The following is a 12098-nucleotide window of genomic DNA, read 5'->3' as shown; positions in this document are numbered from 1 at the left end:
GCCCCCTTTTATCTACTTATGCAACAAGCAATTCTACAGTTACAGAATGTCACCAAGCGGTTTTTAGAAAATGCCTCTCCCGCTGTAGATAACGTATCTTTGACGTTGCAACAAGGAGATGTATTGGGATTGCTTGGCCCATCAGGTTGCGGTAAAACTACACTGTTGCGATTGATTGCTGGTTTTGAGCGTCTGCAATCAGGAGAAATTGAAATTGGTGGACAGATAGTTTGCGATTACTCTACTTACATCCCTACAGAGCAACGCGATATCGGTATTGTTTTTCAAGATTATGCACTGTTTCCCCATCTAAATGTGTCAGAAAATGTTGCCTTTGGGTTGAAACATTTCAGTAAACAGCAAATACAAAAACGTATAGCCGAAGCCATTGCTCTAGTGAGACTTGAAGGCTTAGAAAAACGTTACCCCTACGAACTTTCTGGTGGACAGCAGCAGCGGGTTGCTCTCGCCCGTGCTTTAGCACCCCAACCTCAACTCATGCTGTTGGATGAACCTTTAAGCAATCTTGATATCCAAGTGAGGTTGCAGTTACGCGAAGAAGTCAGAGACATTCTCAAAGCAGCTGGGACTTCAGCAATTTTTGTTACCCACGATCAAGAAGAAGCGCTAGCTATTTCGGATATGGTGGGTGTAATGCGGCAAGGACATTTAGAACAAATAGGCACACCAGAAGAAATTTATACTCATCCAGCATCAAAATTCGTGGCTGAATTTGTCACTCAAGCTAATTTTATTCCCGCTCACCGTCAAGGTAATTTATGGGAAACAGAAGTTGGTAGTTTTGAGCTAACAGCTAATCATACTCACGATACAGGCGAAATCATGATTCGCCAAGAAGACTTTATTTTAAAACCAGCCACTAATGCGCCTATAGTCATCCGCACCCGCCGCTTTTTAGGACGCGAGTACCAATATTGCTTACAAACTCCCTCTGGGAAAGAACTCCATGCGCGGACGATGACTGATGTGGCGTTACCTGTAGGTACACGAGTGCAGATATCTGTAACAGTTAATGCTATACAGGTTTTTCCGCAGTAGTTTTTGGCATAGACTATTAGACCTAGATTCCAATACGGTTCAGTTGGGAGATAAAACATAACCCTGCGTAGATTGGGTTGAGGAATGAAACCCAACATTATTATCGAGGCTTTGTGGTTTTAGCTGTCGCTTTACCCAGCCTTGTATCTTGACTGAACTGTATTGACCTATATTCCGCATTTTTGTTTGAAAGGTCGCAAAATAAAGTAAGTTACACTTTATGCCAAATCAAGTGTTTAAGACAATCTATTTTCCTCGTGAGCGAACCCGAAGAGGTAAGTCAGCTAGAGTTACAATTAGTATTCCAATAGAATCTAGCAATCCCAACTTCACAAAACAGTTCTTGGCATACATACAATCCTTGTCTAGTCGTGACTTTCGGTTGGCAATCCAAGATCCATTCCTTGAAGATTTAGAAAGGCAAGCAATCGCAAGGGACATTAGCTTCAGTGATACTTGTCTCCAAGGGCTTTTGCAGCATTATCATAACTGCATAATGGTAGATGTAAATTCCTTACAGACAGACAGACAATTTGAGTTACCCCAGAACTATGAGGATTCTTGCGACGTTGGTGTTACCTTTCGTGAAAGTCATCATCAAGGGCTTCACGGTTGGTATCCCTATGTTGAAGGATTTTCTGCAACTTATGTAAGAGATACATTATTGCGAAGTGGTTTACCACCGCGTAGCGTTTACGATCCATTTGGTGGTGCTGGAACAACACAACTTGCTGCTTCGTGTTTAGGAATTTCTTCCTTTTATTCTGAAATCAATCCTTTTATGTGCTTCGTCGCTGAGACGAAAGTAAAAGCCGCAGCTTGGGCTAGAAATAACCTAGAAATCCTGCATCGGATAACAGCCAAATACGTTCAATATATGACACCTAAATGGCTTGACGAACTTGGTGCAAAAGTAGATTTGGATGCTTTTGAAGCTGCTTTTCCTGGTCGAGATTTCTTTGAAGAACGGCATCTTCGCCACTTATTAGCAGCTCGTAACCTTGCTTACACTTTGGCAGAAGAAGCAATTCAGATACAATCTTTGCTTCTTCTTGCGTGTGCGGCAAATGCAGTTCACTCATCTAATATGACTCGACGTGCAGACCTGCGACGACGAAGGCCTGATGAGTACAAAACAAGAAGAGTCGATGTGTCTGCGTTTATAAGTCAGGCTGTGCGCCGCATGGTTGAAGATATAGAGTGTCTCCCAGTTCAAATGGCTGACAGTATTAAAATATCTGCGGATTGTCGCCAAATTCCTTCAGAATTTGCCAATTCCTTCGATATGGCAATTACTTCTCCACCGTACTTAAACGGTACTAATTACTTCCGAAATACAAAAATCGAACTATGCTTACTTGGGTTCATAACTTCGGAAAAAGAATTGTCAAGTTTTTGCAAGCAAGCTGTTGCAGCTGGAATTAATAACGTATCACGTTCACGGTCTAATTATAAAATATTTGACTCAGTAGAGGCTGTAGCTTCCCAGCTTGATGATTGTGCTAAAGACAAAAGAATCCCACTTTTAGTACGACAGTATTTCTCTGACATGCAAGAAGTTTTGTCAGCAGTTTATCGAGGGTTGGTTCCTGGGGGACGTTTTTTTCTGGATATCGGCGACTCTAAATTTTATGGAGTTCATGTCCCGACAGATCATCTTTTAGCTCAAATTGCTCAATCGGTTGGATTTGTAGTGGAACACCAACACGTTTTAGCTAGAAGATACTCCAGAGACAAGTCTAATCTTGTTCAAGTTGAACTTGTTTTTCATAAACCTATACAGGTTTATGTCTCAATAGCTGTTACAAATGAACTTAATAACCTTGAGAGTAAGATTAATAATTTTGGTCAACATTTACCGTACAAAGATGCTCCATATAGCAGCCGTAACTGGGGACACAACTTACATTCCTTATGCTCTTATCAAGGTAAATTGAAACCAGCAATTGCGCATTGGTTAATTCGTAAATTTGTTCCAGAAGGTGGCCGTGTTCTCGATCCTCTGGGAGGAGTCGGAACTGTAGCTTTTGAAGCTGCACTCATGGGTCGAGTTGCAGTATCAAATGATAAGAGTCCTTTAGCATCGACTATTGCCACAGCCAAGGTCAACCCTCCTTCTTTAATAGAAGCAAAAACAGCATTACAGGAAATTGAGTCCCGTCTTACATCTATTCGTCTCAATTCCCAAGACTATGCGGCAGCTAAATTTGGACTCAATGCAACTGTAGCTGATTACTATCACCCCAAAACCTTAGAGGAAATTTTAAAAGCACGACGTGTGTTCATTCAGGATGGGCTAAAAAACCAAACTGAGGCATTTATATGGGCATCCCTTCTCCACGTACTTCATGGTAATCGACCTTATGCTTTATCTCGAACATCACATCCAATTACTCCACTTCATCCCAAAGGTGAGGCAATCTACAAACCTATAGTGGATAAGGTTTGGGAAAGAATCGAACGAGCCTTACAGCCCCCACTTCCCGAAATTTTCCGCCCTGGTGTCGGCTATTATGGAGATTTCCGTGAGTTGCCTTATAAGTGCCAAGAGCCTTTTGATACCATAATTACATCCCCACCTTTTCTAGGTATGAGATTTGACCGTCCTAACTGGCTTCGACTTTGGTTCTGCGGTTGGCATGAATCTGACTTTCACAAAACAAGCCTTTCATTTCTAGATAGGCAGCAAACTAAGTCGATGAATTGTTATCTTGATTTTTTCAAAATTTGCAATGAACTTCTAAAACCTACAGGTTTATTAATCCTTCATTTAGGTTCAGGAAAGCGTGGAGATATGGTTAGTGACCTAAAAAAAATAGCACTGCAATATTTTGAATTAGTTGCAGATGTGTGTGAAAATGTCCAAGCGATTGAGCAGCATGGAATCAGTAACAAAGGATTAACAACAACACATCATTTATTATTTTTTCAATCGTCTTCTATAAAACGCAATAGTTTAAATAATAAAAACAGTATTTTATTTTAAATAAGTTAAACTTCTTCCTCTCCAACTGATAATGGTCTTTCTTGAAGACGTTCTATTAACTCTTGGTAAACGTCTGGATTTTCTTTTTCAAGTAAAGTGTACAGATTTATATCAGGGCGAAGTTCACTTATTTTCCTGGCTGTGGCGGCAAACGTTCTTGGCTCCCATTGTTGTGCAAAACTAGGTAGGTTTGACAAAATCCTTTGCAGTTCTACTTTGTTTAGTTCTTTTTTGCGTATTTGCTCATACGAGAGTCCACAAATCTTTGAGAGTTCCCGAAGTTGTTCATCACTGTAGAATTCGACCGGGAACTTCTGCTTTTTTTGATTGTTATGTTCGGCGCATAAACAAGTTGCGTGTTCGTCGATAGGCCACAAGTAAGCCAGTGGACGTGTATGGTCTAGCTGAACGTCCTCAAGTTTGAGGACTTTACTACAATAAAAGCATTTTCGTTCAAATCGTTCCCAAATTTGAGATTTCAATCCTGCACCTGTACGTTCTTTAATCCCTTGAAGGATTTCGGGTTCTCTGAGAAAAATCTTACGTTCTCTAGTGATGACTGATGACTCGTGTAGTTGATCTGTAGTCCTCAATGGATTGAAATTGTTATTGATACGCCACTTTTTACATGAGCGACATTCATTTTGGTGGTTAGTCAGTTTTGCATTGTGCTTGTGAAATGATAGAGAACCCAAACGTTGCATATTTACAGGAAGTAATCTGCCGCAGTATGAGCATTTTTTAAGGGTGATCTCTTCGCCTTCCAATAGATGAAATTGGTTAGAATGTTCCTCATCTATCTCCATCGCTAACGCTGCTTCATGAGGCAAGTAAAATGTCTCTGGTACTAAATGAGATTGTTGTAGATTAGACACGTTAGGATTTAATGAAAGAATCTCATCAGGAAGGTTTAAGGCATCTGCGTTGAGTCCCCAAAAGTTGAGCCTAACGGATGCAGACCACGTTAGAGTGACTGTTATAATTTCCGTTTCGGGAGCATCAACAATAACTCCAATTCGATTCCAAGCGTTAGTAAGTTTAATAACTTTTGATTCGCTAGCATCTCCGGTATCTAGCTTTACTTCAATAGAAATACCTTCTGATGGGTATAGAAAACCACCAAAGACAACACAGTTAGTATTAGCAGAATTTTTTATCGTGTTTGTTAAAACAAGCGAGCTTTTTTCACTACCAATGAACTCCAAGGCTTGAATTTTCACTTTATGTAGCGTTTGGTAATCCCTTTGAGAATTATACGCATCATCCCTACTTTGTTTTGCCAATCTACGCATTGTTTAGCCTCAACTACCAGCAAACCCTGAGCCACCCAGTATTAAGTGATTTCTTCATTACCGAAAAAGCTTTCAGAATTGGACTGGGAAGTGTTAGCTTCTTGAAAGAAAGCAGCAGGATTTATACCTAAAGCATCTGCAAGACGCCAAATATTGTTGAGACTAATGTTGCGCTCTCCACGTTCTACATCGCCTACATAGGTTCGATGAAGCCCAGCTACTTCCGCTAGGCGCTCTTGGGAGTAGCCTTGTTTTTCTCTCAATTCCCTCAACCTTTTTCCAAAGGCTTTTTGCCGATTCATTAGGATCAGTTTTATGAGGGATGAAGTCTATGAGTCTACAGACTATAAGTGGCATAAATCTAGTAATAATTCCCGAATCCTTTTATTGAGGAGGTTAGAGGACTCTGATTTGTAGCAATATCACAAAAAATTGGTATTACTGTAAATGGCTAATTCACTCTGTTACTTTTAACTTTTCCTACCCACACTATGATTCCTAATGGTCTTGAAGTGAACCAAGGCTTGTGCAAAACTTGAGATCCTTCGCTTCCAGCCTACTTTTAAGGAATTGATCAATGGCGCGTCTAGCCCTGCTGAGTGTATCTAACAAAACTGGTTTAATTGACCTAGCCCGTAGCTTGGTCGAAAAATTTGAATTTGATTTAATCAGCAGTGGGGGAACAGCCCAAGCTCTCCAAGATGCGGGATTACCAGTTACGAAAGTCGCTGAATATACGGGTTCTCCTGAAATTTTAGGTGGTCGAGTCAAAACACTGCATCCCCGAATTCATGGTGGAATTTTGGCCCGGCGAGATGTTGCACAAGATGTTACAGATTTAGAAAATAATCAAATTCGCCCGATTGATTTAGTGGTAGTAAATCTCTATCCCTTTGAAGAAACTATTGCTAAACCAGACGTGACGTTAGCTGAAGCTGTTGAGCAGATTGATATCGGTGGCCCAGCGATGCTACGAGCATCATCAAAAAATTTCGCCCATCTTACAGTATTATGTGAGCCGGCACAGTATGAGGAGTATTTGCAGGAATTGCGGCAAAATAACGGTGAAGCATCGTTAGAGTTTCGGCAAAAGTCGGCTTTAAAAGGCTTTTTGCATACTGCTAGCTATGATCGCGCGATCGCCTCTTACCTCAGCAATCAATCTCAGGCATCCCTACCACAACAATACACTCTATCTGGGCAACAATTGCAACCTCTGCGTTATGGCGAAAATCCTCATCAAAGCGCTGGATGGTATCAAACTGGTACTAACCCAACAGGATGGGCAGCTGCGACGAAACTACAAGGCAAAGAACTCAGTTACAATAATTTAGTTGATTTAGAAGCCGCACGTCAGATTATTGCTGAGTTCACCGATATCCCGGCAGCTACAATTATCAAACACACAAATCCGTGTGGTACGGCACTAGGCAACACGATTGTGGAAGCATACCAAAAAGCTTTTAATGCTGATTCTGTCTCTGCCTTCGGTGGAATTGTCGCCCTTAACCGTCCGATTGATGCTGATACAGCCAGCGAGTTAACCAAAACATTTTTAGAATGTGTGGTTGCACCGAGTTGTGAAACGGATGCTCAAGAAATTCTGGCTGCTAAATCGAAAGTACGGGTTTTGACTTTAGCAGATTTAAGCAGTGGCTCCAAGGATACCGTGAAAACTATCGCCGGTGGCTTCCTTGTCCAAGCTGCTGATGATGCGATCGCTGACACTAGTAAATGGCAAGTTGTCACCGAACGTCAACCCACCCCTAGCGAATTAGCAGAATTGCTATTTGCTTGGAAAGTATGCAAACATGTTAAATCGAATGCAATTGTTGTAACGAGCGATCGTACTACTCTCGGTGTGGGTGCTGGTCAAATGAACCGCGTCGGCTCAGTGAAAATTGCCTTAGAACAAGCTGGAGACAAAGCCAAAGGTGCAACTCTAGCCAGCGATGGATTCTTCCCCTTTGATGATTCAGTTAAAACAGCAGCAGCAGCGGGAATTACCGCCATTGTTCAACCAGGGGGAAGTTTGCGTGATAAAGATTCTATCAAAGCTGCTAACGACCTGGGTTTAGTAATGGTGTTCACGTCTATACGTCACTTTTTACACTAAATTATTGGCTGTAAGATGTGCAGTTGGCAAAGTGTCACTCAATATACTTGCTCTTTAATTAAATCAGTGATATTCTGCAGTTGTGTGTGAGGAGCAAGTTAAGAAATAAAAAGCGTTTGGGGTGGAAACACGGCAACACTCCCAGACGCTTTTTAATTTACTACTAAAAATAAGATTATTTGTACAGTTTTGAAAGTGTCACTCAATATACTTGCTCTTTAATTAAATCAGTGATATTCTACAGTTGTGTGTGAGGAGCAAGTTAAGAATAAAAAGCGCCTGGGGTGGAAACACGGCAACACTCCCAAGCGCTTTTTAATTTATTACTAGAAATTAGATTATGTACACTTTTGAAAGTGTCACTTATATATACTCATTTTTGAGTGAACAAGTGTTATTTTCTATTTGTGTGAGGAGCAAGTTGAGAACAAAAAGCGTCTGGGGTGGAAACACGGCAACACTCCCAGACGCTTTTTGATTGGTATGTAGAAAACTTCCTTGCAGATTCGCTAGAATTTTTTAGATAATTAGCTGCGGTTCAAAATCGAAAATTCAGGTGCAAATCAACCGACTGACTCAACAAATTCAGTTCATCATCGAAATTGACCAGCTCAAACAGGTGATGCGCCAAACCTTGCTTACTGATAGTTCACGCCGAGAAAATAGTGCAGAACACTCTTGGCATTTGGCTATGATGGCGATCGCATTGATAGAATATGCACCAGAAGGGGTTGATATATTCCATGCCATCAAAATGCTGCTGATTCACGATTTGGTAGAAATTGATGCAGGTGACACCTTTTGCTACGATGTGCAGAGTAATCACAGCAAAGCAGAACGAGAAGCACAAGCAGCATTACGCTTATTTGGACTTTTGCCAGCAGACCAAGGTAGCGAGTTACGTTTACTCTGGGATGAATTTGAAGCAGGAGACACACCCACCGCCAAATTTGCCGCAGCCCTAGACCGCATACAGCCATTGTTGCACAACCAGCAAACTGAGGGTGGAACTTGGCGCATTCATGGCATTAAGCGGGATCAGGTGATGAAACGGGTAGCACCCGTAGAAACAGGTGCGCCAGAACTCTGGCCGTTTGTTTTGCAATTAATTGATGATTGTGTGACAGCAGGGTATCTTAAGGAAACCCCAGCCCTCAAGATTCAAGGCTGACATGGCAAAAGTTTTTAACTCTTTCCCAAGTATATAGGTTCTAAGGTCGTTTCTTTAACTGTCTCATCTATTCTTTCGAGCCGATAGGCTTTTGCTTGAGGACGAGAACTTACTATTGTCTTTAGTTGATTGCCGATAAAATGCAAACCCACTCCATCATCTGTGGCATACCCTTCGCCAATTAACCCTTGTGATAAAAGTTGATGATAAACAGGTCTTCTTTCTGCTTCGCCGTCGTAGTGAGGGCAGTTACTACCTTTTAGAAAGCCAAGACACTGTAATACAGTCATGTTCCCAGGAATAGAGTCTGTCACTCCCTGTTCAAACCAACAAATAGAACCTGCACTCAAGCCACAAAGAATAACACCATTGTCCCAGACTTCTCTCAACAGATGGTCAAGTCCCCATTCTTTCCAAAGAGCAATTAGGTTTTTAGTATTTCCCCCTCCAACATAAATAATGTCTTGCTCAAGAAGGAAAGATCTAAAGTCAGATGTATGTGGATTAAATAGGGACAAATGAGATGGTTTACAAAGCAGTTGTATAAAAGCTGAGTAGAACTTAACAATATATTTATCAGAATCACCACTTGCTGTAGGGATAAAACAAACCTTCGGTGTTTTTTCCTTACACAATCCAAGAATGTATTGATCGAGCAGAGGATTTCCAGGTTCCATTGAGAAACCCCCACCTCCCATTGCAAAGATTTGTTTGGTAACTAAATTTGTGGTCATTTTTAAACTCTATTTTATGATATTTATTTTCTATCAAATGACCTGAGAACTAGTTTCCAAAATTGCTCGCCACTCATCGTCAGAGAGAGGTTGGACAACTACCTGTATATCAAAACAATTACTAGCTTCGGCAACTAAAGCTGTAATAATCTTTTCAACACTAAGGCTTTGAGGTAGTTGTACAGTCGTAAAAGATTCTGTACCAAATACTTGAGCAAATAGTTCAGCGTCCGGTTGCAAACGGATGGAACCATGTTGCAAAATAGCCCCTCCACGCCGCAGTTGGGCGCTACCAATGAGCTTAGCGCCATCTGGCAAAACTAAATCTGCACCAGTAGCAGTACCAAAACAATTAGGGTTGTGGATATAGCCTCGCCCAGCTGTACCATAATGCAATTCTACGCCGAGCGATCGCCACCCTTGAATCAAAAACTCACAAATTTTTTCGTATACCTGGAGGCGACTACCCATCAGTCCAGATGTAATGACAGCGTAAGTTAAATCACCTTGGTGCAACACTGCGCGTCCACCCGTAGGACGCCGCACTAAATCCAGTTTTTCACCTTGCCAAATCAGATTTTGCCAATATTCAGGATATTGACGTTGATGATAGCCGAGAGAAATGGCGGGTGGCGACCAAGTATAAAAGCGCAGAATTGGGGGATACTTTCCCGAAAGGTGCTGTTCTAGTAACCAACGGTCGATCCCCATCTGCACATTGCCAGTGGCTTTTAGCATAGGAATTAGTCGCCAAACCTGCTTGCTATGCATTGGATGCAGCAGACTCCCATCTATGAAATCCGTCTTGAAAAGTTGAGCTAGTCGCGTTGCTTAAGCTGCACCAAACTCAGATTGTAAAGCTTCATCGTTGTCATCTGCGATCGTGGCCACAATGGTAATCAGCCGAGAGACTTCGCCAGGAGACAACTCCGCCAATGTGCGTGTCGAGATGACAACTATTCGATTTTCAATAATACCGAACCGCGCTTCAAGGGTGCTAGAGCAGTTCAACTCCAACAGATATCGCATTAACCTGGGTTCATCTTTAGCAGGTAACTGGAGCACTACCGACCAAACCGTTATAGTGTCTTCATCGCTTTTTCCAGTGAGTTGTACAAATACTTCTACACTACCGTACTTAAACTTCCAAAGATAACCACCCTCTGGGGTGTGACTAACCATCGCACTGTCATCTTGTTCTAAAGAGTCAATGACATTTTCAATTACTTCTACATGGTTCATGCTCGTTGTCTCAGCAATTAACCTATTGGTCAACTCTTCGCTATTTAGGCTTTCTTGGTAGCTTGTCATACAGATTTTTTGCTCAAAATACTCGCTGTTTTATCTACACATACTTTATAGCTTGTGGGGACGCTTAGTTTTAGCTTCCTTAAGTGATAGTCTGATCATCAGTTATGCAGATCAAGGGCAGAGCAAATTATGGTTAAAAATGTTACCACAATTCAAGCGATAAATTATTTTTAAGATATCTTTGACTGCACTAACCTACAGACAAAGAACAGCATATTTAAAGTTTAACGCCGAAAAGGATGCGTGATATGTCCTCTCTCTCCCAAGCCGTGCAAAATAGTGATGTCCGCCAGTTGGGTATTAACCCGAATCACTGGTATGTGGTTGCATTAAGCAGTGAGGTTACAAATAAGCCTATGGGTGTGACAATTTGGCAGCAAGCGATCGCACTTTATCGAGATAGTACAGGAAAAATCCACGCTTTAGAAGACCGCTGTCCCCATCGCCAAGTTAAACTGAGTCATGGACAAGTTATGGGCAATGAATTGGAATGTGCGTATCACGGTTGGCGCTTCAATTCAGGCGGTGAATGTGCAGTGGTTCCTCACTTAGCAGAAAATCAAAAACTCCCAAATTGCAAAATTCGCCGTTACCCAGTCAAAGAACAAGATGGTTTTATCTGGCTATTTCCTGGAAATGTAGAACCATCTGTAGAACCTCTGGGATTACCAGAGTGGGAACATCTAAATTATATTGCAACAGTTTCAGTTATTAATTGTAACGCCCATTATTCTTATTTAATTGAAAATCTGATGGATATGTATCACGGACATTTACATCAAGATTTACAAGCTTGGGCAGAAGCATCACTACAAGATATTGACGAAGATAATAATCGTGTAGATGCTCATTATGTAGCACAAAGTTATTATAAAATAGATAAAATATGGTCTATATCTCAGTTATTTATTCCAGCTTTGCGGCGGTTGCATCTTGAACCCTTGGATGTGAGTTATATTTATCCGCACTGGGTTTCTACATTGGGGAAAGATTTTAAAATCTATTGTTTATTATGTCCAGTCAATGAGACACAGACCAAGGCTTATTTGATTCATTTCACTTCGTTAAATGCCTTTTGGCGATTGCATAAATTACCCGTGTGGTTTCGGCGATTTGTGAAAAATAGTTTATTTGGTGCAGCACAAAAGTTACTTGATGGTTTGGTGGTTCAAGATGTGCAGATGATTGAGGAAGAACAGCAGGCGTATTTGCAGAATCCCCAAAGGCGGAATTATGAATTGAATCGGGCTTTAGTGAGTGTGCAAAGATTGATGAAGAGTCAAGTTGATTTGGGGTGACTTGGTATAAGCGTTTAGGCGATGGCTAAAATATAGTCAAATGTATGAGCAGAACGGAAAACTTCGATTTGTGAAGGTACATTTAAACATACTTAAGTATATTTAACCAGAAATTTATATTTTCATTCTTT

At 41.2% G+C, this 12098-nt stretch carries 10 protein-coding genes; 5 read left to right on the top strand and 5 right to left on the bottom strand.

Translation table 11 applies throughout. From position 1 onward, the window contains the following. Positions 1–18: 18 nt before the first annotated feature. Positions 19–1059, top strand: a complete 1041-nt coding sequence (locus FNW02_RS20540; protein WP_191759359.1) for an ABC transporter ATP-binding protein — start codon at positions 19–21, stop codon at positions 1057–1059. A 220-nt stretch (positions 1060–1279) separates the two neighbouring features. Continuing rightward, complete coding sequence (locus tag FNW02_RS20535) at positions 1280–4045, top strand: DNA methyltransferase (RefSeq protein WP_225225787.1); 2766 nt, start codon at positions 1280–1282, stop codon at positions 4043–4045. 5 nt (positions 4046–4050) lie between these two features. Here FNW02_RS20535 and FNW02_RS20530 read toward each other — a convergent pair whose 3' ends face one another. Both FNW02_RS20530 and FNW02_RS20525 read right to left on the bottom strand, forming a co-directional pair. Continuing rightward, complete coding sequence (locus FNW02_RS20530) at positions 4051–5337, bottom strand: HNH endonuclease (RefSeq protein ID WP_191759358.1); 1287 nt, start codon at positions 5335–5337, stop codon at positions 4051–4053. Positions 5338–5378: 41 nt separating this feature from the next. Next, positions 5379–5639: a helix-turn-helix domain-containing protein gene (locus FNW02_RS20525; protein WP_191759357.1), complete on the bottom strand. Its 261-nt coding sequence runs from the start codon at positions 5637–5639 to the stop codon at positions 5379–5381. A 275-nt stretch (positions 5640–5914) separates the two neighbouring features. Here FNW02_RS20525 and purH point away from each other — a divergent pair, with 275 nt between their 5' ends. Together purH and FNW02_RS20515 are read left to right on the top strand one after the other, a co-directional pair. Next, positions 5915–7453, top strand: a complete 1539-nt coding sequence (gene purH / locus FNW02_RS20520; RefSeq protein ID WP_191759356.1) for a bifunctional phosphoribosylaminoimidazolecarboxamide formyltransferase/IMP cyclohydrolase — start codon at positions 5915–5917, stop codon at positions 7451–7453. Positions 7454–8009: 556 nt separating this feature from the next. Then, on the top strand, positions 8010–8624 hold the full coding sequence (locus tag FNW02_RS20515; RefSeq protein WP_191759355.1) for an HD domain-containing protein: 615 nt from the start codon (positions 8010–8012) through the stop codon (positions 8622–8624). 14 nt (positions 8625–8638) lie between these two features. Here the strand turns inward: FNW02_RS20515 and FNW02_RS20510 are convergent, their stop codons facing one another. Genes FNW02_RS20510 through FNW02_RS20500 form a run of 3 tightly spaced genes read right to left on the bottom strand, consistent with a single transcriptional unit; the run spans position 8639 to position 10669 of the window. Next, positions 8639–9358 (bottom strand): Type 1 glutamine amidotransferase-like domain-containing protein, encoded by a 720-nt coding sequence (locus tag FNW02_RS20510; RefSeq protein WP_191759354.1) that lies wholly within the window; start codon positions 9356–9358, stop codon positions 8639–8641. 33 nt (positions 9359–9391) lie between these two features. Beyond that, entirely contained in the window at positions 9392–10129 is a 738-nt protein-coding gene (locus tag FNW02_RS20505) for a lipoate--protein ligase family protein (RefSeq protein ID WP_191759353.1), read from the bottom strand. Positions 10130–10189: 60 nt separating this feature from the next. Next, positions 10190–10669 carry a YbjN domain-containing protein gene (locus FNW02_RS20500; protein WP_191759352.1) on the bottom strand — a complete coding sequence of 160 codons (480 nt, stop codon included), beginning with the start codon at positions 10667–10669 and terminating at the stop codon, positions 10190–10192. A gap of 248 nt (positions 10670–10917) precedes the next feature. Here FNW02_RS20500 and FNW02_RS20495 point away from each other — a divergent pair, with 248 nt between their 5' ends. Continuing rightward, the gene (locus FNW02_RS20495) at positions 10918–11967 is read left to right on the top strand and encodes an aromatic ring-hydroxylating dioxygenase subunit alpha (protein WP_191759351.1); all 1050 of its coding nucleotides are present in this window, start codon (positions 10918–10920) and stop codon (positions 11965–11967) included. Positions 11968–12098 lie beyond the last annotated feature (131 nt).

This window comes from Komarekiella delphini-convector SJRDD-AB1 (assembly GCF_014831675.1).
Lineage (GTDB): Bacteria > Cyanobacteriota > Cyanobacteriia > Cyanobacteriales > Nostocaceae > Komarekiella.
This window is presented reverse-complemented; position numbering and strand designations above follow the sequence as displayed.